Origin of the sequence: Streptomyces endocoffeicus (genome assembly GCF_016741935.1) — a bacterium.
Lineage (GTDB): Bacteria > Actinomycetota > Actinomycetes > Streptomycetales > Streptomycetaceae > Streptomyces > Streptomyces endocoffeicus.
In genome coordinates this window covers 1-20,432 of record NZ_JAERRG010000070.1, presented here as the reverse complement: position 1 = coordinate 20,432, position 20,432 = coordinate 1, and the positions used below count along the sequence as shown (strand labels likewise).

Genomic DNA, 20,432 nt, shown 5'->3' with positions numbered 1-20,432 from the left:
GCACAACCCCAGCCACCACAAGGAGACCAGCCGATGACCGACCTCTACCACCACGGCACCGGCGACATCCTCACCGAACGCCACGACAACGGCGTCCTCCAGATCACAACCGGCGTCCCGGCGCACGGAGCGGTGCGATGACCCGCGACCCGGGCTCCTTGTCCTTCGAGCCGTTGACCCCGACGTCGTATCTGGATCGTGCGGCGGCGGCGCATGGGGGTCGGGTCGCGGTGGTGGATGGGCGGTCCCGGTGGACCTATGCGGAGCTGCGTGATCGGTGTCAGCGGTTGGCGGGCGGGCTGGCACCGTTGGCCGGGGGGCGTCCGGTGGCGGTGCTGGCGCCGAACACGCATGTGTCGCTGGAGGCGCACTACGGGGTGGTGTGGGCGGGGGTGCCGCTGGTCGCGGTGAACACCCGGCTGTCGGTGGGCGAGGTCGCCTACATCCTGGAGCACTCCAAGGTGTCCGTGCTGATCCACGACCCGTCGTTCGACGCGTTGGTGGACGAGGCCCTCGCCCGGCTGGACGCCCCACCGCACCGGATCAGGGCGGGGCGGGAATACGAGGATCTGCTGGCCGCGGCGGAGCCGCTGCACCTGACTCCGACCGACGAACGGGCGCTGCTGTCGATCAACTACACCTCGGGGACCACGGGCCGCCCGAAGGGCGTGATGTACCACCACCGGGGCGCGTTCCTCCAGGCCGTGGCGATGGTGGGGCACACCGGACTGACGCCGTCGAGCGTGCACCTGTGGACGCTGCCGATGTTCCACTGCAACGGATGGACGTTCCCGTGGGCGGTGACCGCGGCGGCTGGGACGCACGTCTGTCTGCCGAAGGTGAATCCGGAGGAGGTCTGGCGACTGCTCCGGGAGGAGGGCGTCACGCACCTCAACGGGGCGCCGACGGTGCTGTCGATGATCGCCTACGCCCAAGAGGCAGCACCCCTGGACCGCACGGTGCGGATCGCCACCGGTGGGGCGCCGCCGTCGCCGGCCATCCTGCGGCGGATGGCGGCGCTGGGGTTCGAGGTCACGCACCTGTACGGGCTGACCGAGACGTACGGCCCAGCGATGCTGTGCGACTGGCGCCCGGAGTGGAACGACCGCGACGCCGCGGCACAAGCGCGGCTCAAGGCGCGCCAGGGCGTCGGGAACATGATCTCGTGTGTGCCGCGGGTGATCGCGGACGACGGCACGGACGTCCCCGCGGACGGTGTCACCACGGGGCAGATCGCGTTGCGGGGCAACAACCTCATGCTCGGCTACCTCGACGACCCGGAGGCCACCCTGGCAGCGGTGCCGGATGGATGGTTCCGGACCGGGGACATCGGCATCCTGCACCCCGACGGGTACGTGGAGCTGCGTGACCGCTCGAAGGACGTGATCATCTCGGGTGGGGAGAACATCGCCTCGGTCGAGGTGGAGCAGGCGATCATGGATCATCCGGCGGTACTGGAGGCGGCGGTGATCGCGGTGCCGGACGAGCGCTGGGGTGAGGTCCCTGCCGCCTATGTGAGCCTGCGGGAAGGCGCTACGGCCACCGAGGCGGAGATCATCGAGCATGTGAAGGGCAGGCTGGCCCGGTTCAAAGCGCCGAAGTCGGTCACGTTCACCGAGTTGCCGAAGACCTCCACCGGGAAGATTCAGAAGTTCGTGTTGCGGGACAAGGCATGGGCCGGGAGCGAGAGCCGCATCCGGTGAACGACGGGAGCGGACCGGTGGCACGCGAGGTCGTCGTCGGGGAGTGTCAAACCGCGTGCTTCCACGCGGCAGAGCGTCCGGTGGGCGATCAGAAACGCCAGGGCCTGCGGCAGGTGGTCGCCGTCGTCCTCATGTGGCGAGGGCGCGTCGGGTTGTTCAAGCGCAGTGGATCTGTCCAGCATGACGCAGGCTTGTGGCACTGCATCACCGGATATCTGGACGCTGACAGCGACCCGGTACGGCAAGCCATCCAGGAGATCTGGGAGGAGACTCTGCTCCCCGCCCGCGCTCTGGAGCAGCTGACTGCGGGCCCCACGCTGCGTCTCGCCGACCCACGTGGCGGGCCGGACTGGACCGTGCACACTTTTTTGGCCTGCACCAGTCAACGTCGGCTCACTCTCAACTGGGAGCACACGGCCTACCGGTGGGTATGGCCTTGGAAGCTGTCGCAGTTCGATGGGCAGGTCGCATGGCTGACAGACGTCCTGCGAGCAGTCGGCTCTCTGCCGTCAGCCAAGGCGCGTGATGGGGTCGCGTCCTAAGGCCGGTGCGAACCGGTCCAGCGCCCTGGGTCAGCCGATCAGGTGACCCGAATTCAAGCAGAATGCTCGATCTAAAAGGCACATCCTGTGCAGTCGCGGAGTTATCCGTTTCCTGACGGAGCATAACGCGAAATCCCTAAGGCGTGGTGCCGAATACGGAGGTGGTCTGTGATGGTGGCGGAACTGAAGTCGGCCGGCGGCAACGGCGGTCCTGCCCAGGCGGAGGAGCTTGTTGCGCTGGAGTCGGTCGAACAGCGGGTGCGGTGGCTGTCCACCGCGATCATCGATCACGCCAACCGGGTGCGGCCGAACCTTTCGGGGCTGAAGGTGGGCGGTCACCAGGCGTCCAGCGCCTCGATGACCTCGATCATGACGGCGCTGTGGTTTCATGCACTGACTGCCGAGGACCGGGTGTCGGTCAAGCCTCATGCCTCACCGGTGTTGCACGCCATCAACTACCTGCTGGGCGAGCTGGACGAGTCCTACCTGACCACACTGCGCGCCTTCGGCGGCCTCCAGAGCTACCCCAGTCGTTCCAAGGACCCCGACCCGGTCGACTACTCCACCGGTTCGGTCGGTATCGGCGCCACCGCTCCCCTGTGGGGCGCTCTCGCCCGGCGCTACGTGGATGGGCGCTTCGGCGGTGCCGGGAAGGGGCGCCAGTACTCCCTGCTCGGCGATGCCGAGCTGGACGAAGGCGCGATCTGGGAGGCCATCCAGGATCCGATGGTGCCGGGCCTGGGCGAAGTGGTGTGGGTCGTCGACCTCAACCGGCAGTCCCTCGACCGAGTCATCCCCGGCATCGCCGCGGACAAGTTGCAGGGTATGTTCGCCGCGGCCGGGTGGCAGGTGATCTCCCTCAAGTACGGGCATCTCCTGCAGGAGTTGTTCACCCGGCCCGGCGGCGAGGCCCTGCGCGCTCGTATCGATGCCATGGGCAACCCCGAATACCAGCGCCTGCTGCGCTGCTCCGCCGACGAACTGCGCGAGCGCTTGCCCGGCACCGGCTCCACCGCCGGACCGATCGCCGACCTCATCGCCCCCCTGGACGACGCCTCGCTCCTGGCGGCGCTGCGCAACCTGGGCGGCCACGACATCGGCGCGCTGTCGGATGCGTTCGCCGGTGTCGACGACACCCGCCCGACCGTGATCTTCGCCTACACGGTCAAGGGCTACGGGCTCCCCACCGAGGGCCACCCGCAGAACCACTCCTCGCTCCTGACGGCCGACCAGATGAGTGCGCTGGCCGACCGCCTGGGTACCGATCTCGACGACCCGTGGACGCGTTTCGGTGAGGGTTCGGCGGAAGCGGCCCTGTGCGCGGCGGCCGCCCAGCGGCTGCGCCGCCCCGAACAGGCGCCCCAAGAGCCCCCTGCCGTCCTCGCCGACCTGGCGCGCCCGGCCCCCACCGGCATCGGGAACACTCAGCAGGCGCTCGGCCGCGTCCTGCTGGATCTCACCCGGCGGGCGCCGGAGGCGGCCGCCCGGATCGTCACCGTCAGCCCGGACGTCAGCTCCACCACCAACCTGGGCGGCTGGCTCAACAAGGTGGGCGTGTGGTCGCCCACCGAGCGCACCGACTGGTTCGCCGACGACGCCGAGACCATCCTGCACTGGCGCGAGCAGCCGGCCGGTCAGCACGTGGAGCTGGGCATCGCGGAGACCAACCTGGTCGGTCTCCTCGGCGAGCTGGGTGCCACCTGGAGCCGGTGGGGCCAGCCGTTGCTGCCGATCGGCGTCGTCTACGACCCCTTCGTCAACCGGGCACTGGAGCCTTGGTCGTTCGGCATCTACGCCGGTGGCCAGTCGATCCTGGTCGGCACCCCCTCCGGGGTCACCCTCGCCCCGGAGGGCGGTGCGCATCAGTCGATCACCACCCCCTCGCTGGGCATTGAACAGCCCGGCTGCGTCACCTATGAGCCGGCGTTCGCCATCGACACCGAATGGTGCCTGCTCACCGCACTCGGCAACTTGGCCAGTCCAGGGGGCAGATCGGCCTATCTGCGACTGTCGACCCGACCCATCGACCAGTCGACAGCCGCGGTGCCCAGCGACCCGGCCGCTCGCGAACGCCGTCGCCGGCAGGTGACCGCCGGGGCCTACCGGCTGCGGCAGCACGAGAAGCCCGTGGTGACACTCGCCGCGATGGGCGCTTTGGTCCCGGAGGCCCTGGCCGCCGCCGACCGGCTCGCCGCCATCGGCCACGGCGCCGACGTGGTATGCGTGACCAGCCCGGACCTACTCTTCCGCGCGCTCCAGGCCCGTCGCGGCCTGTCGGACGACCCGGCCTGGATCCTCGACCAGGTCTTCCCCCTCGACCGGGCCACCCCGCTGGTCACCGTCCTGGACGGGCATCCCCACACCTTGGCTTTCCTGAGCACGATCCAGAACGTTCCCGTCAGTACCCTCGGCGTGACCCGGTTCGGCCAGTCCGGGGCGATCGAGGACGTCTACCGCTACCACCGCATCGACACAGACAGCATCGTCACCACCGCCCTCGACCTCATCGATTGAGCGAGAGCCCGGCAGCCTCTGCGTGCAGGGGATTCGCCTCTCATACCCCGTCCGGCGGCACGCCCCTGTCCTGCCGAAAAGACGTACCGCCGGACGGTCCCGGCGCAGCCGACCCGTACCACCACCCCATGGCAACAGCTCCCCACCCACTCCGTCCGGCGGCACGGTGCGGCACCCGCCCTGACAAGCCGCGCCGTGCCGCTGGACGGTCGCAACCAACCTGTCCACCCTTCCCACGGCGAGCCGAGCAGACGCTCCACCCAGACGATTGGACATGTGATGAAGGCTCTGAGCGGAATCGAACGAAAGTGGTCCGGGGCTCCGGCCGTTCCCCGACCAGCCGCACCGTCAGCCAGTCGTCCGTATCTGGCCGTGGGTGGCAGGATCGGCGAGGTCGTCTCCAAGCCGTCGGCAAGCGCCTCCGTCGCCGATGAGCTCCAGCAGCGCAATGACGAAGGGTTCCTCCGCTGATGCGCATCGTCCTCGTCGGGCCGCCGGGTGCTGGAAAGGGCACTCAGGCCACACGCCTGGCCGGGAAGCTGTCGATCCCGCACATCTCTACGGGCGATCTGTTCCGGGCCAACATCAGTCGGCAGACCGAGCTCGGGAAACTCGCGAAGGTCTCCATGGACGCCGGCAATCTCGTCCCCGACGAGCTCACCATCGAGATGGCGAAGGACCGCATGCAACAGCCGGATGCCGAGGACGGCTTCCTGCTCGACGGTTTCCCGCGCAATGTCTCGCAGGCCGAGGCGCTCGACGAGCTGCTGACGACCGAGGCCATCAAGCTGGACGCGGTTCTTGACCTCGAAGTCCCCGGGGGAGAGGTCATCAAGCGCATCGCCGGCCGGCGCATCTGCCGCAGCCGGTCGGCACACGTGTTCCACGTGTCGTACAGCCCGCCGAAGAAGCAGGGCGTGTGCGACGTCTGCGGCGGTGAGCTCTACCAGCGCGACGACGACTCCGAGGAGACCGTCCGCAAGCGGCTCGAGGTCTACCACACGCAGACCGAGCCGATCATCGAGTACTACAAGACGCAGGGCCTGGCGGTCACGATCTCCTCCCTGGGCCCGGTGGACGAGGTCACGCGGCGGGCGCTGGAAGCCCTCGAGCGCGAGGACGACGGCGAGTAGCCGCCAGCACGTCTTCCACCACCACAAATGGCGGCGGCGGGCGTATGCCCAGAGCGGAGTGCCCTTTGGCGTCCGGGGAGACCTGACCGGCAAGAACGTCGCAAAGCATCCATCGAGGGATGGCTGGGCGCACCAGGCTCCGGCAACGGCATCTGGGCCTTCCGGCAAGTCTCACCAGGGATGGGACCGGTTCACCCAGATTGCGGACCGGCACGAGATGGAAAAAGTGCAGGCCCACCACTTGGCCGGGAGTCCACAGCCTACGACGCCTACTGCGCGCACCGGAGACGCCCGCGTTGGTGATCCAGCGCTTGACGCCGTTGAGCACCCAGTGGTCGCCGTCGCGGACCGCCTTGGTCTTCATGCCGGCCGCGTCGGGGCCGGAGAGGATGACGGGCAGAGAGCCCAGCTTGTTCACGGTCGGGATCAGGAGCGCGGAGACACAGACCGCGCCACCTTCTCGATCACGATCACGGTGGCGAGGGCGTCCGCGCCCGCCCCGCCGTACTCCTCGGGCACGTGCACCGCGGGCAGGTCATTCGCGACGAGGGCATCGAGGGCCTCCTGCGGGAAGCGGGCCTCCTCGTCCACCGCGGCGGCGTGGGGCGCGATCTTCGCCTCGGCGAGCGAGCGGATGGCGTCACGGAGCATGTCGTGCTCCTCGGACGGGCGGTACAGGTCGAAGTTCGGCAAGACCACGAACGGGCTCTGGCGTAGATGGTCGACTACTTGGAGCAGGGCGCCCAGGACCCCGATCCCGCGGGCCGTTTGGCTGCGCTCCGGCGCCCGGGGGCGACGTGGCCATCGGGGTGGACCAGGCTCTGAGACTCGTCCACCGCACTTGGGGTGATACGGGGGAATCGCTCATCCTGGTCGCCAGAAGCAGCACGCCGATGTGGCAGACCGTCCAACGCCTCGAAGACGCCTGGGTGGAAGCACCTACCGATGGTCTCCAAGAGGGAACTGAGTTCCCTGGTATCTGATAATCAGTACCCTCCCAGGACGTGCTTCCCTCGAGTGCCTTGCCATCATGGACTGTCCGCAGGGGCGATGATGGCTCGTTAGTCGCTTCGGTGGCTGACGGGGGAGGAGGGTGCCTGCTGAGCTGTAGCTTTCCCCCAGCGGCTCAGGGAGGTTGACTCCGCGTTCTCTGCATCCGGTCCGATGCGTTCTGGACGGCGTTAGTCTGTCTCGTGGTCAGGCTGGACGCGAACGTGGCGGTCGCGTCCAGCGCCATAACCGGCGGCGGCCATGACCAGGCTCAATGCGGTGAGGAGCAGGAGAGCACCAGTCCAGCTGCCGGTGGTGTCGTGGAGGACGCCCAGAAGGAGGGGTCCGGCCGCGGCGACGAGATAGCCGATGGACTGAGCCATCCCGGCCAGGGCTGTGGTCTCGCTGGGACCAGTGGCACGTTGGCTTTGGAAGCTCAGGGCGAGCACGAGACAGACACCGGCGCCCAACCCGAGAAGAGTGCACGCCGCGAGTGCGAGCGCTGGAAAGAGGAGCAGAAGCGCGAAGCCTGCGGCGACGATCGCTGAGCCCGCGGCCGCAGCGAAGCGCTGGTCGTGGCGGCCCCGAGTGATCAAAGGCAGCAACATGCTCGTGACCAGTGCGACGAGCTGGTAGTAGAACAGCATCCAGCCGGCAGCTGTGGTGCTCATGCCCTGCTGACTGAGGATGCTGGGCAGCCAAGCGACGGCGGTGTAGAAGGCAAGGGATTGCAGGCCCATGAAGAAGGACACCTGCCACGCCAGCCAGGATCGCCATGGGGTTCGAGCGTGTGTCCCACGAGACCGCACGCCGCCGTCCGGCCGGGACCCGCGTAGCCGAGGCAGCCACACGGCGAGAGCGGCGACGGCGACGACTACTCCCCAGGCCAGGGCGGAATGCCAGGTTCCAGGTAGGACCTCGGCAAGCGGGACGGAGATGCCGGACGACAGAGCAGCGACCATTCCCATAGCGGTGACGTAGAGAGCGCTGACGGTATGAACCCGCGAGCCGGGCACGTGGGTGCGGATCACCGTAGGCAGCAGGACGTTGCCAACCGCGATCGCCACCGAGAGGATCACGGTTCCGACGAACAAACAGGCAAGCGAAGGCAAGGACCGGATCACGGTGCCCGCTGCCAGCACTGCGAGGGCGGCCACGAGGAGGCGGGTGGTGCCGACCCGGTGCGAGGTGCGTCCGACAAAGGGCGAAGTCACAGCAAACACAAACAGCGGCAGGGTGCTCAGTACGCCACCCTCTGACGCAGTCAACCCGGTGTCGTGCTCGATGGCCGGCAACAGTGTGCCCACACCCGTCAAGGTCGCGCGCAGGTTGGCCGCCACCAAAAGGATCGCGATCAGGAGGCCGACGGAAAGGGCGGGTGTAGTAACCGGTGTCTTCGGGGTCGCGATCCGGTCGGCCTTCGTAGCCGTGGTGAGGCCGGCGTGGGAGTTCCTCGGAGTGGTCACTGCTGTCGTTCCGTTCCGGTCTCGGTGAGCTTCACGATCTCGGTGGCGCAGTAGCGTGCGCCGACCTCGTCCTGGGCGGCGATCGCCTCGACGAGACGCCTGTGCAGAAGGCTGTGCTCCGCGGCCGTGGCGCTGGGCCAGACCGTGCCGCCGATCTGTTCGGTGACCGCGATGCTGAGGACGTCGTACACCTCGGTAAGCAGGGCGTTCCCGCTGGCACTCACCACGGCCTGGTGGAAGCGGGTATCGACCTCCGCGCTGGCGGCCGTCTCCGGTGCGTCCGCTGCTGCCTCGGCTTCGTCGAGGAGGTGCCGCAGGCGATTCAGGTCGTCTTCGGTACGCCGCGACGCGGCCAAGCCCGAGGCGTACTCCTCCAGCACTGCGCGCAGTTCCAGCACGTCGCTCCGCCTTGAGCTGCTGGCACGTCTCATCAGTACCGAGTGCATTTCGCTCGATGTCCGGACGTATGTCCCGTCACCCTTCCGAGCCTCCAGCAGGCCGAGATGCACCAGCGCGCCGAGCGCCTCGCGCACCGTCGTACGCCCGACTCCGAGTTGCTCGACCAGGTCATGTTCGGGCGGAATCCGCGTCCCTACAGGCCATGCGCCGGATGTGATCTGCCCACGAAGGGTGTCCACCAGTTGCGCCGACAGGCTCGCGACACGGCGCGGCGCACGAAGATCTTTCATAAGGCGACCCTAACACCGAATGTCTGACATCTGTACGTGATGTAGGTCGCCACCCGCCTTGGTCCGCCTGGCGTGCATGGGTTTCGACGCGGCGAATGCGTTGATCGCGGTGGCGCGGGTGGGCGGCTTGGCGACTCGGCCTAGGTGAGCAGCCGGTAACTTTTTTCCTTTTCGTCCGTGTCTTGACTTCGCCGATACCAGGACATACGTTGAATGTGAATCACCCATAACGTTAGTCGTTGATAACGTGAAGAGTTGGTACGGACGTCATCGTCATGACTGAGGGGCTACCCCCCCGGATCCCCGGTGGCCTGGCGCCGCCACACCGCGCCCGAGACGTTCCTCTCCGGCCTCGCCGTCCCCCGCCCCACCGGGAACACCCCCAGGACAGCACCATGAATCACGACCTGCCCGTGAAGCTCAGCAACAGCCTTGAGACAGTCTCATCCGCTCGGACAGATGTGGTCTTCCCTCTGCCTCACATCCCAGAAGGTCTTGCCGCCGTCCGCCGACGCGCCACCCGCGCCATGCAACAGTGGCGCATCCCCTCGGACCTTGCGGACGATGCGCTCCTGGTCATCTCCGAACTGATCACCAATGCGGTCGTTCACGCGCTTCCCCCTGCGTCGCTGTGCTTGTCCCGGCAGGGTGGCCGGGCTGCGTGTGCTGTCCGCATCGAGGTCACTGACGCGGGCCCGGCGCTGCTGCGCCACCACGGCGGCAGTCCTCGGCAGCCCGAGGAGAGCGGCCGCGGGAGCGCCATCGTCGCCGCACTGTCCGCCCGCTCCGGAACCACGACCTACCAAAGCGGGACCACTCGATGGGCGGAAATCCAATAGCCCACGCCCTGACCAGGCCCCCGGCGTCCACCCCGCGCGGCAGCGTGCGGTCGCGCGGCAGACGTGTCACCTGCGGCTGGTGGAGGCGGTCAAGGGCGAGCTTCGCGAGCTCTGACGGCACGTACTCGGAAGTCACAGATGCCTGACCGGCGACGCGTCGTGGTCCCGCCGGGCGGTCGGCTAATCCTGCCGAGGGCAGCGGAAGCGCCAGTCAATCCTGGGGCTTACCTCCGAGTGGAGCCACAGCGATCATTCCTGTCAGTCCTTGATTTCGCAGATGACCGCGCCCGAGGTGAGGGACGCGCCGACCTCGGCGGCCAGGCCCTTGACGGTGCCCGCGCGGTGGGCGTTGAGGGGCTGCTCCATCTTCATGGCCTCCAGGACCACGACGAGGTCGCCCTCGGCCACGGTGTCGCCCTCGGCCACGGCGACCTTGACGATGGTGCCCTGCATCGGGGAGGCCAGGGCGTCGCCGGAGGCGGCGGAGCCGGACTTCTTGACCGCCTTGCGCTTCGGCTTCTTCGAGCCGCCCGCGGGGGCGGTGGCCACGCCCAGGGAGGCGGGCAGCGAGACCTCCAGGCGTTTGCCGCCCACCTCGACGACGACGGTCTCGCGGGCGGTGGGCTCTTCGGCCTCGTCCGCGCCGGTCGGGGTGAAGGGGGTGATGGTGTTGTTGAACTCGGTTTCGATCCAGCGGGTGTGGATGGTGAAGGGCTCGCTGGTGAAGGCCGGGGCCGTCACGACCGCCTGGTGGAAGGGGATCGCGGTGGCCATGCCCTCGACCTGGAACTCGGCCAGGGCGCGGGCGGCGCGCTGGAGGGCCTGGGTGCGGGTGGCGCCGGTGATGATCAGCTTGGCCAGCAGCGAGTCCCACGCGTGTCCTCAACGCCGCCGCGGGGCAGGGCTCCAATCCCTCGGACGCGACTGCCGCGGTGTTCGAGGCGTCCGCCACGATCACTCCGCCTCCCGGCTACACGCCGGGCGGTGAACTGAGCGGAACGCTGTTCTTCCTCCCGCCCCGGTGGGACAAGGCCAAGTATCTCTCCAAGCCGGCCCAGGGAGGAGCGGCGTTCACCTACCTTGTTCCGCTCGTCTACAGCACCAAGGCGGGCGCACCCGAAAGGGCTGTCGCCCAGCACATCAAGAACGCCTTCACCAAGCCGGGCACCACCAAGCCCGTCAACGCCAATAAGAAAGTGCCGGGATCGACCGTGCAGACGCCCCTGCGCCAGCTCTACCACGACAACGCACGGCGCAAGAAGAATCGCTCAACGGCGGTGAGTACTTTTAAGAAGGTCTTCGGCGACGACTATGCCCAGGGCGGCAAGGAATGCGATGAGTATCCTTTCGCCACCACCTATGAGGGCTGCACGCAGACCACATACGAGCCCTCCGCGCCGAAGAACAACTTCTCTGTCCTTCCGCTGGCGAAGAAGGACAACGGCAACGCCGGAAATCTGCTCGGCCAGTTCATGACGCTCAACCGGATCCTCGACGGCGACGACGACGGCTTTTACGTCACCATCACGTAGGTCTTCGACACATCCCGGGGCCCCGGGCGCGTGTCGCGCGCTCGGGACCCGTCCTTATGCCTGGCAAGGCCAGAACTGGATGAGGTACTGCTCGGCCCCTTCGGCGATCCCCTCGTCTTCGACGATGCGGGCCACGTCTTCACGGCCCGTGCAGTAGACCCGCACATGCCAGTCCGCGCCGGGGCCGCCCAGTTCGATCTCGTCGGGAATCGGGCCGTATGCCACCGCCCAAACCTGCAAAACCCCCGTCCCCGAGTGGATGACGGTGTCGGCCCGCAGATCCCACACGCGGCCCGTGTCGGCGGGGGCTCGCCGTCCCAGACCTGGGCCGTCATCGCGGCCGTGTGGGTGTGACCGGCACTCTCGATATCAACCCGCCCCGGATGAGCAGTGACGAACACCCCCTCGTCCATGACACGACCCCCTGGATACGCGAGCTGGGCCGACTCGGCGTCCTGCAGACACATGCCGTAGAAATCCACTTCGGGCTCCAACTCTTGCTCCCTCAGCATTTCTGGCTCGCCCACAGAGGCACTCCTCACTCCTCAACGGCCAAAAGGACCCATCCCCCCAGCCCAGCGTCACGGCACGCAGCAAGCACAGCATGCCTCACCTCGCTTCCTCCAACGGCAGTGCGGATCGCAATACGCGTCGAAGTCGAAGGGCCCGCCCTGGAAGGGTTGGCCAGGTATCCCTTGACTTCGAACACGGTGTCCAACGCACGGTCATTGTTCAACAGCTCATGCGACGGGTCCAGGTGGTCGATGTGCTGTCCGTCACCGCCCCTGGGACCAGCATCAACAAGGCGGCGAAACACGGCTACGAGCCGCCGAGGGCCCTGGCCATGGGTGTGGCCGTCGCCAAGGTCCACGGCCTGGCGGTCGCCGAGACGGCCCGCTGGCAAGGACTGGCCGCTGTCCTGCTCAAGAGAGCATGGTGTCCTGCTCAAGAGAGCATGGCAGGTGCACGACCAGCTGGGCTACCTCCTGACGTACGGCTCGTACGAGACCGAACGCGACCCGGCCACCTTCTACACCGGATGCGGCTACACCGTGCTGGACGCCGGGCAGGGCGTCTCCCTCCAACGCATCGACATCCCCTTCGGCGTCCACACAGGTCCCCACGAGTGCGTGTTCACTAGCTGGAGATCACCGCCCCCGCCGTGTCGACGCGGCTGGCGCAGCCGCGGAGACGGCTGCACTCGCGCCGCGCGGCGTCGACCTCGCCTGCCAGGTCCTGGTCGCCGCCCGCGAGCAGGCGAAGAAGAACGGATCCACTCGCAAGAGGACGCCGAAGCGGCGTACCGGCCAGGTCGTACGGCGGGACGGCCGCGAGCCGCTCGGACTCGGCACCGCGATCACCTGGATGATGACCGAGCGCGGCATGGTCGCCCCGGCCGCCGCTGGCGGCGGCGTCCTCGCGCAGTGGGACGGCATCCTCGCCGCGGCCGCGCGTGAACTCACCGGCCACGCCCGCGCGGTGAAGTTCGATGCGGACACCGGCCGCCTGGAGGTCGTCCCCGATGCCCCGGCCTACGGCACCAAGCTGCGCTGGAGCGCGCCGAAGCTGATCGCGGTGGCCAACGCGGAGGTGCCTGACGTGAACGTGCACACCCTCCATGTCCTGCCGCCCGCACCCGGCGACGCGGGCCCCGCCTCGGCGCCCGCCGAGGCGGACCCACGGCCAGTTTTCCCTGGTCGCAGTCGTGTTAGCCGGATGTTAGCGGGGCGGCGGTGGTGCGGTAGTGGCCCGGGTCAGAGTTGTTGTCGTACCGAGCAGACCATGACACCGACCGCTCCGGGGGACCCGAAATGCGCTCCGACACCACTGCCCGCATCGCCCGCCGTCGTACCCTCCGCGTCGCCGCCGCGGTCCTGACCGCGGCTGCCGCCCTGACCCTGACGGCCTGCAACGGCTCGGACAGTGGTGGTGACACGAAGTCCGCGGGCCAGGCCGACACGGCCCCGGCCGGGTCCGGCGGCTCCTCGGGTTCCTCCGGCGGTGCGCAGGGTTCCTACGCCAAGGCCGAAGGCGGTGGCAGGGCGCACGCGGGCGTCGAGCGCTGCCGCACCGAAAACCTGGAAGCCGCTTTCGCCACGGGTGAGGACGCGCTCCCGGTGCCGGAGGACGGCGGGACGACCGCCACCATCGTCCTGATGAACAAGGGCAACTACTCCTGCAAGCTCGGCGGCTTCCCCGGTGTGGACCTGACCTCGATCAACGGCGGCGAGCGCTGGTCCCTGGCCCGCTCCTCGCAGAAGTGGAGCTCCCTGGAGGTGGAGGCCGGCCAGAGCACCGAGTTCACCCTCAACCTCGCCTTCACCGAGGAGGAAGAGGGCTTCTACCAGCCGGCCTGGGTCGAGATCACCCCGCCCGACGAGACCAAGGCCCTCAAGATCGAGTGGCCCTGGGAGTCCGACAGCCTCGTCGACCAGCGCAGCGCCACCCACCCCGGCACCTTCGTCAACCCCATCGGCTGACCAGCTCACAGCTGTGCCATGAAGGTCCACTGCCCCGCTGCCCTGGTGTGTGACGGCACCAGGGTAGCGGACTTTCCGTTCCACGGACCGCGCCCCTTCGGCGACCGCTCCCGACGTACTTCTCCCGCCCCCGCCCCAGCTCCACATGATCGCGACTGCGTTCCCATCACCACCTCCGCCAGGGCGGTTGATCACGCGGCTTGCTACGAGCCGGCCCTGGCCGTTCGGAGAGAGTAGGTCACCCGCGTAGTCACCGTCCGCGAACAATCCGGCAGGGCATCAACCGGCCTCCCACCTGGGTTCCCGACCATCGTCGGCTGGACGGCTGCTGCGGCCTTGGTGGCCGGGCTCGGATTCGCTGTCACGAGGCGCGATCGCGGCCGTCCGGAGCACGAGCCTCGTCGTGGGTTCCTTCACCCTCATGGAGTGAAAGAACCCCTTCGTCGTATCGGTCTTGGGCTAGTTTGTACAGCCCAGCGAAGAGCCCACCAGGGTCCGCGAGTGTCTGCCAGTCGCCATCTCGCGACTCCGGTCTCGTCGCCGTCCACGGCGACCTCATGGTTGAACGAAGGTAGGCCGGCCTTCGGCACGACGTCGAGTGCGCCTTGGCCAACTGCTCCTGGCGCAAGGTGAGGTCACCAACGTGTCAGGTCCACCACAGCGGTGCAGTGCGGGTCGATGTCGTCCTGACCTCGGCGTTCCTCTTCGGTGAGTAGGGAGGGTAGAGCCGCGAGCAGTGCGGTGACGGCTCCCGACGGTCGTACGTCGGCGGCGATTACGTCGATGTCGTCCTCGCGATCCATGTACAGACGCAGCCGATCAGGGCCTTGGAAGAGGAAGCCGCGCAGGCGTGGGTCGGGTGCATGTTCGGTGTAGGGGGCGACGAGGGTGCTCAGGATGAGGAAGGCGTCGTCGTCCGGTTGGGGCGGTGCCTGCTTGAGCGTGGTCACGTCGACCTGGACCAAGGGCATGTCCATCAGGCTGCGGATGCGGCTGCTGGAATGGATGTGGGTGCCGGTGTGCAGGGCCCGCAGGATGCCGAGAACGTCGTGAGGCCCGTACAACTCCTCGGAGTTCGCGACGCGCAGGGGGAGCTCCCAGGCAGTCCGCTCGCCGGTGGTGTCGAGGCGGCCGGTGACGATACGGATGGCCTCGAGGGTGGGCGGTACGGGCAGCACGCCGCGGACGAACTGGTCGCCACCCAGGGGCTGGTGGAAATACTGGAGCAGCAGGCGGGTGATGTCCGCCTGCTGCTCCGCGATGTCTTCATGCAGGGATGTCACGGGTCAACGATGTCACTCGTTGAGCCAGTTCGGGCACTTGTCCAGGCCCTTGAAGTAGGCGGTGATGACGCCGATCTTCTGGCCGCGGCCGGCGTCGTAGCGTCCGTCGGCGCTCTTGCGGGCGTACTGGACGATGACGATGACCTTCACGCGGCGGCTGCCGGATCACCCCGAAGATCTCACCGGGCAGGGGAGCGCCTGCTCACTCGGGCCCGGATGCGGGCCTCTCCGCAGTGTGGCGGTTGCCGCCGTCCCATCACCGCCGACGATTGGTGGAACCCATACCCCCGGTCCAGTATCTCCCTTGGTGTCAGCAGATCTTCGTAGCAGAGGATGTTCATGAACCACCGTTACGCATCCGCCCTCGTCGTCCTCGCCTCCGCCGCCGCGCTCCTCGTCGCCGAGTGCGGGTCTTCCAGCGCCAGCCCGAGGTTGACAGCAAGCAACCCAACCGTGTCCACCAAGGCCGGTTCGGCCAGGACCACGAGTACGGCCTGGAAGCCGTGCCACTTGCCCGCGGGGTACAAGCACTTCTTCAAGCTGGACTCCGCCAAGAAGGTCCACGGCAAGACCGTCGTGCGCGTTACCCCGCAGACGTGCAAGGTCAACACGGAGAACGACGAGGACGTCGTCTACACCCCGAGCGGAGCGGCCCGGTCGCTCGGCTTCGCCTCAGGCGCCTCCGTCAAGGTCCTCCGCGACACCACAACCGTGAAGGTCGCCCCGAAGTGGCTGGTGGACCACGAGCTCACCAACACCCCGTACTTCCACTACCGCGTCAACGGCCAGAACCAGATCACCGCTATGCAGGAGATCTACCACCCGTAGAGGAGCCAGCGAGCATCACGGCGTACAGCGTTCCCCTCCGGGGCTGCCTTTCCGGCGGACACGTACGAGTTGGTCGCCCCAGTCCAGGTCCGGCCTCGGGGACCATCGGTACAGCCGTTGGCGCTAAGCCCGGATCCACCGGCTTGATGCCTGTGGATAGTTTCTCCGGAATCGAGGAAGTGCCTTGTGACCTGCGATGATGGGAGTTCTTCACGCTTCCAGCACGCACGATCAGCAAGGCACTTCCGAGATGCAATCTTCCCATGCCGTAGCGAGGGTCTCCGCACGGTTTGATGATCCGAATCTGGTCGGGTACGGCGGTCTGGCCCCGGTGGTGCGACTGGCCGAGCGGTGCGGACTGCCCGCGCTCGTCGACGAACACGTCCGGCTGCCAGCCTCGAAGGACGGCACCGGGGCCTTCCCTGCGGCGAAGGTGATGTCGCTGGTCGGCGGCATGGTCTCCGGGGCGGACAGCATCGATGACATGGACCGGCTGCGGCACGGTGGGCTGCCGCAGCTGTTCAGCGGGGTCCGGGCGCCGTCCACCCTGGGCTCGTACCTGCGCTCCTTCAGCCACGGACACGTGAAGCAACTGCACGCGATGGCCCGCCGGTTTTTGCCCGAACTGGCCGCGCATACCCCGCTGTTGCCCGGCGCCGAACAGGTGGCTTGCGTGGACATCGACGACACGATCCGCCGCACCTACGGCTACGCCAAGCAGGGAGCCGGTTACGGATACAGCAAGGTCAAGGGCTTGAACGCGCTGATCGGGATCGTCTCCACCCCACTGGCCGCTCCGTTGATCGCTGCCACCCGCCTGCACAAGGGACCGTCCAACTCCGCGCGAGGTGCGGCTGTGTTCGTCGCCGAATCGATCCGCACCGCGAGAGCGTGCGGCGCGAGCGGGCTGCTCATCGTGCGGGCCGACTTCGCGTTCTACGGCGCCGATGTCGTGAACGCCTGCCGGGCCCTGGGCGTCCGGTTCTCGGTCACGGTGCGGATGAACTCCTCGGTCAAGGCTGCGATCGCGGGCATCGACGAAGCCGCGTGGCCGGCCCCGGCTTCTCCGCCGAGGGCCTGGTGCTCCGGGCCGACCTCGCCGGGCCGTCTGGGAACTCGTCCAGGACCTGGACGTGCACGGTGAGCTGATGCGCGCGCTGCCCGAACACGAGCCGCGACGGTGGCAGTTGCTCGGAACCATCGAGCGCGCCCTCAGCGCCGTGGACCTGAAAGACAGTCCGGACAGTGCCACCGCGGGCCGCGCCGTGCTGGCGCCCGCGTTCGCCTCCCCGGCGCGCCCAGCGCCCGCCAGCTCTCCGCCGGGCGGATCCAGGAGCAGGTGGCGGGCGGACAGTTCCTGCCGGTGGGCAACCTGCGACCGTGTTTGGGCGTGACGCGACGGCACCGTCGCGTCGGGTCAGCCGTTCTGGACGGTGATCTGGGCGATCGCCTGGGAGGAGAACTGCTCACCCTTGTAGCTGGCCTGGACGGGCAGGGAGTAGCTGCCGATCGCGGCGTCCGTCGGCGGGGTGACCTTCCAGGTGACGGTGACGGTCTGGCCGGGCTTGACGGTGGGGAACTTGCGGTGCGGCGCCACGGCCTTCCAGCCCTTGGGCGCCGCCGCGTTGAGCCGGAGACCCTTGAGCGTGTCGGTGCCGCGGTTGGTGTAGCTGGCCGTCACCTTACTGGCGGCGCCGGGGGCGGCGGTGTCGGGCGCGTCGATCGTGACCGGGGCGGAGACCTTCTTGGGAGCGTCGACGGTGATGAACCGGAGCTGGGCCTTCGAGTCGTTGTCCCCGGTCGCTTGGTAGCTGACGCTCTGGGCGCCGGCGGCGAAGGTCGCCGAGCCCTTCGGGGTGACCGTGTCGAGCACGTGCTGGGTCTGGTCGTACACCTTCGCGGTGCCGGTGCCGTCGGCGACCAGGCTGCCGTCCTTGGGCACGGTGGTGGGGTAGGTCACGGTCTTCCCGCCCACGGTGACCGAGGGGTTGGTGATGCTTCCGTCCTTGGCCTGCAGCTTGATCTGCAGGGGCTGTGCCTTGTGGGTGTTGGTGTACGTCCAGGTGCTGGTCGTGCCGTCGTTCGGCGCGCTCAGCGCGGTCTTCGGGTAGGCGACGTTGTAGAGGTTCCACTCCTTGCCCGGCACGGTGGTCTCCAGGTGCCAGTAGGAGTCCTGTTCCTTCATCGCCGTCATCTGCGCGTCGGTGAAGGCGTGGGCGTTGCGGGCCGCCTCCCACTGCTTCCATGCCTCCAGCACACCGTCCTTGTTGCCGCTGCTGCTGAGGGCCTTCACGCTGCTCAGCAGTCCGCCGCCCGCGTTCCAGGCCTGAAGGGTGTCTTTATTGCCGTATGGTGGTTGACCTGGGGCTTTGCGATTGCCTGCCTGTGGGCATGATCAATGATTGTGGGTCTGCGACTGCTCTATCTGATCTTCTGTCGGCTACTGGGATGCCTTCTCCTGCTGGGCCGTTCATCCGTAGCGAGCAACGCCGAGATTCTCGCGCTGCGTCATGAGGTCGCCGTGCTGCGCCGACAGATCGCGCGGCGGCGGCTCTCGTGGGCCGCTCGTGCCGTGCTCTCCGCTCTCGCACGGCACCTGCCACCTGCCTTACGCCGCCATCGGCTGGTCACTCCAGGCACGCTGTTGGTCTGGCACCGCCGTCTGGTGCGATGGAAGTGGCGCCAGGCACCGGTCAGACCCGGCCGGCCACCGTTGCCTGACGAGATGGTCGCTCTCATCCGGCGCCTGGCGAGGGAGAACCCTGTGGGTGCCGGAATCTGTGTCACCCTATGCGACCTGCGAGTATTCGTGGATAAGGCCGTCGAGTCGATCGCGTCGGCTGATGTGAGTGTGGTTCCTGGCGATGGGCGGCTCGGGGTCGGTGAGTCGGTCTGGTGCCCGTTGTCCGAGGGATCGATGGGGCCGGTGTCTGTTGTAGTGCTCCGCGTACTCGCTGACGACGAGGCGCAGGTGGCGCTCTCTGGTGATCAGGACGCGGTCGGTTGCCTCGCGTCGGCATGATCCGATCCAGCGTTCCGCGATGGCGTTCATCCGGGGCACCTGGGGCAGTGTCGGAATGACGTGCGCGCCGATCGCTTGGAAGAGGGCGTCGAAGCTGTCGGTGAAGTAGGTGCCGTGGTCCCGGGTGAGGAAGCTGATCGACTCTGCGCGGTCACTGAGGTCCACGAGGTAGTTCCGTGCTTGCTGGGTGATCCAGGGGCCGGTCGGGTGCCGGGTGATGCCGGCGATGTGCACGTGTCGGGTGCCGTGGTCGATGAAGAACAGCACGAACCAGCGTCGCGGGAAGACCGTGTCGATGTGGAAGAGGTCGGTGGCCACGATGGCGGAGGCCTGGGCTTTGAGGAAGGCGGGCCAGGACTGGTTGGTGTGCTGGGGTGTGGGGTCGATCCCGGCCTTCTGCAAGATCTCCCAGACGGTCGAGGCGCCGGACCAGCTGCCGCAGTGCTTCCGGCGTCGGTGGTCGGCCCGGACGGCGGTGTGGATAGGTCCACTTCCGGGCCACGAGGCGTGCGTGCCAGCGCAGGACTGACCGTGGAGTGACGAGCAATACCAGCCGTGCACGCTGCTGCTTGTTCACCATCCGGAGCAGCGCTGCCATGACAGCCCGATCGCTCCAGGAGAATCGAGGTCGTGGCTGGGTGCGTTGCGCGACACCGAGCTGGTGTCGGAGCATCAAGATCTCGACGTCTTTCGCCGCACTCGACCGGGTCAGCAGCGCAAGCCATCGGAAGAGCTGACACGCGAGCTGATAGATCAGACGTATCGCCACGACCCAGCATGATGCCGCTGCACCCGTCAGCTCCTGCGCTCTGGCAGATCCGAAGCCGCAGGTCACCTCGGGTGACATATTTTCCGGCACCCACACGGTTGCCTACGCCAGAACCGAGGGAACATGCCGTTCCTTCCCATGGGCAAGTACCTACTTTTTTGTAAGTGCCGCCAACGTGGGTGTTTTCGTAAAACAGGAGCCACGATGAGAACCGATCGCCAGTACTACTGTGGGCTCGACGCAGGTTGGCGGCCAGTGGAAGTACCTGGTCGTGTGGCAGCTCGCCTCGGAAAGGCCTCGCCGGTTCGGGCAATTGCGACGCCTCGTCAACGGCGTGACCGAGAAGGTCCTTATCGGTGCGCTCAAGGAGCTCGAAGCCGATGGCATCATCGTGCGCAAGGACTTTCGGGAGGTGCCCCCGCACGTGGAGTACTCCTTGACACCCTTCGGGGTCAGCCTCGCCGAGGCGTTGCGCCCCCTCTGCGAGTGGGCTCCCCGTAGATCGACCCGGCGTCGGTACGATTCGGAGTGTCGCGAGATTTACCTGGTCGCGCACACTGAAACGCCCTGGTTCTGCCGGAGGCTCGGGCTATTGGATTCCGATCAGGGTTGGTCGGTCCGTTGTGCATCGTAGAACTGTCC

The 20,432-nt window shown here is 67.6% G+C and carries 18 protein-coding genes and 2 pseudogenes; 10 read left to right on the top strand and 10 right to left on the bottom strand.

The window, feature by feature from the left end; all coding sequences use genetic code 11:
- Window positions 1–137: 137 nt before the first annotated feature.
- From JK364_RS52850 to JK364_RS52835, 4 genes are all read left to right on the top strand, one after another.
- Complete coding sequence (locus JK364_RS52850) at window positions 138–1,703, top strand: AMP-binding protein (RefSeq protein WP_201858630.1); 1,566 nt, start codon at window positions 138–140, stop codon at window positions 1,701–1,703.
- A gap of 17 nt (window positions 1,704–1,720) precedes the next feature.
- Window positions 1,721–2,245: an NUDIX domain-containing protein gene (locus JK364_RS52845; protein WP_201858629.1), complete on the top strand. Its 525-nt coding sequence runs from the start codon at window positions 1,721–1,723 to the stop codon at window positions 2,243–2,245.
- 171 nt (window positions 2,246–2,416) lie between these two features.
- Window positions 2,417–4,759 carry a thiamine pyrophosphate-binding protein gene (locus JK364_RS52840; RefSeq protein ID WP_201858628.1) on the top strand — a complete coding sequence of 781 codons (2,343 nt, stop codon included), beginning with the start codon at window positions 2,417–2,419 and terminating at the stop codon, window positions 4,757–4,759.
- Window positions 4,760–5,229: 470 nt separating this feature from the next.
- On the top strand, window positions 5,230–5,892 hold the full coding sequence (locus tag JK364_RS52835) for an adenylate kinase (protein WP_201858627.1): 663 nt from the start codon (window positions 5,230–5,232) through the stop codon (window positions 5,890–5,892).
- Window positions 5,893–6,175: 283 nt separating this feature from the next.
- Here the strand turns inward: JK364_RS52835 and JK364_RS52830 are convergent.
- From JK364_RS52830 to JK364_RS52820, 3 genes and pseudogenes are all read right to left on the bottom strand, one after another.
- Window positions 6,176–6,543, bottom strand: a pseudogene (locus tag JK364_RS52830) (acyl-CoA dehydrogenase family protein); the annotation flags it as partial.
- A gap of 530 nt (window positions 6,544–7,073) precedes the next feature.
- Window positions 7,074–8,348, bottom strand: a complete 1,275-nt coding sequence (locus JK364_RS52825; protein ID WP_307841700.1) for an MFS transporter — start codon at window positions 8,346–8,348, stop codon at window positions 7,074–7,076.
- Entirely contained in the window at window positions 8,345–9,037 is a 693-nt protein-coding gene (locus JK364_RS52820; RefSeq protein WP_201858626.1) for a FadR/GntR family transcriptional regulator, read from the bottom strand. The genes JK364_RS52825 and JK364_RS52820 overlap by 4 nt, the downstream gene beginning before the upstream one ends.
- A gap of 395 nt (window positions 9,038–9,432) precedes the next feature.
- On the opposite strand from JK364_RS52820, the gene JK364_RS52815 reads away from it, so the two are divergent.
- Window positions 9,433–9,876, top strand: coding sequence for an ATP-binding protein (locus JK364_RS52815; RefSeq protein WP_201858625.1), 444 nt, complete (start codon window positions 9,433–9,435; stop codon window positions 9,874–9,876).
- Window positions 9,877–10,134: 258 nt separating this feature from the next.
- On the opposite strand, the pseudogene JK364_RS52810 reads toward JK364_RS52815, so the two are convergent.
- Window positions 10,135–10,758: pseudogene (locus JK364_RS52810) on the bottom strand (acyl-CoA carboxylase biotin carboxyl carrier protein subunit); the annotation flags it as partial.
- Window positions 10,759–10,808: 50 nt separating this feature from the next.
- Here JK364_RS52810 and JK364_RS52805 point away from each other — a divergent pair.
- Window positions 10,809–11,408: a NucA/NucB deoxyribonuclease domain-containing protein gene (locus JK364_RS52805; protein WP_201858624.1), complete on the top strand. Its 600-nt coding sequence runs from the start codon at window positions 10,809–10,811 to the stop codon at window positions 11,406–11,408.
- 54 nt (window positions 11,409–11,462) lie between these two features.
- On the opposite strand, the gene JK364_RS52800 is transcribed toward JK364_RS52805, so the two are convergent.
- Window positions 11,463–11,696 carry a hypothetical protein gene (locus JK364_RS52800; protein ID WP_201858623.1) on the bottom strand — a complete coding sequence of 78 codons (234 nt, stop codon included), beginning with the start codon at window positions 11,694–11,696 and terminating at the stop codon, window positions 11,463–11,465.
- Window positions 11,697–12,545: 849 nt separating this feature from the next.
- Window positions 12,546–12,878, bottom strand: coding sequence for a hypothetical protein (locus tag JK364_RS56605; protein WP_230993907.1), 333 nt, complete (start codon window positions 12,876–12,878; stop codon window positions 12,546–12,548).
- Between the two features lie 341 nt (window positions 12,879–13,219).
- Between JK364_RS56605 and JK364_RS52790 the strand changes: the two genes are divergently transcribed.
- Window positions 13,220–13,888 carry a DUF4232 domain-containing protein gene (locus JK364_RS52790; RefSeq protein ID WP_201858622.1) on the top strand — a complete coding sequence of 223 codons (669 nt, stop codon included), beginning with the start codon at window positions 13,220–13,222 and terminating at the stop codon, window positions 13,886–13,888.
- A gap of 635 nt (window positions 13,889–14,523) precedes the next feature.
- On the opposite strand, the gene JK364_RS52785 is transcribed toward JK364_RS52790, so the two are convergent.
- Entirely contained in the window at window positions 14,524–15,171 is a 648-nt protein-coding gene (locus JK364_RS52785) for a hypothetical protein (RefSeq protein ID WP_201858621.1), read from the bottom strand.
- A gap of 12 nt (window positions 15,172–15,183) precedes the next feature.
- A complete protein-coding gene (locus tag JK364_RS52780; RefSeq protein ID WP_201858620.1) occupies window positions 15,184–15,321 on the bottom strand; it encodes a hypothetical protein in 138 nt (45 codons plus the stop codon).
- 189 nt (window positions 15,322–15,510) lie between these two features.
- On the opposite strand from JK364_RS52780, the gene JK364_RS52775 reads away from it, so the two are divergent.
- Together JK364_RS52775 and JK364_RS52770 are read left to right on the top strand one after the other, a co-directional pair.
- The gene (locus tag JK364_RS52775; protein WP_201858619.1) at window positions 15,511–15,999 is read left to right on the top strand and encodes a hypothetical protein; all 489 of its coding nucleotides are present in this window, start codon (window positions 15,511–15,513) and stop codon (window positions 15,997–15,999) included.
- A 250-nt stretch (window positions 16,000–16,249) separates the two neighbouring features.
- Window positions 16,250–17,143, top strand: coding sequence for a transposase (locus JK364_RS52770; protein ID WP_201858618.1), 894 nt, complete (start codon window positions 16,250–16,252; stop codon window positions 17,141–17,143).
- Window positions 17,144–17,416: 273 nt separating this feature from the next.
- Here JK364_RS52770 and JK364_RS52765 read toward each other — a convergent pair whose 3' ends face one another.
- Both JK364_RS52765 and JK364_RS52760 read right to left on the bottom strand, forming a co-directional pair.
- A complete protein-coding gene (locus JK364_RS52765) occupies window positions 17,417–18,292 on the bottom strand; it encodes an NEW3 domain-containing protein (protein ID WP_201858617.1) in 876 nt (291 codons plus the stop codon).
- A gap of 495 nt (window positions 18,293–18,787) precedes the next feature.
- Window positions 18,788–19,423 carry an integrase core domain-containing protein gene (locus tag JK364_RS52760; protein WP_230993906.1) on the bottom strand — a complete coding sequence of 212 codons (636 nt, stop codon included), beginning with the start codon at window positions 19,421–19,423 and terminating at the stop codon, window positions 18,788–18,790.
- A gap of 596 nt (window positions 19,424–20,019) precedes the next feature.
- On the opposite strand from JK364_RS52760, the gene JK364_RS52755 reads away from it, so the two are divergent.
- Window positions 20,020–20,424: a winged helix-turn-helix transcriptional regulator gene (locus JK364_RS52755; protein WP_372462099.1), complete on the top strand. Its 405-nt coding sequence runs from the start codon at window positions 20,020–20,022 to the stop codon at window positions 20,422–20,424.
- The last annotated feature ends 8 nt before the right edge of the window (window positions 20,425–20,432 follow it).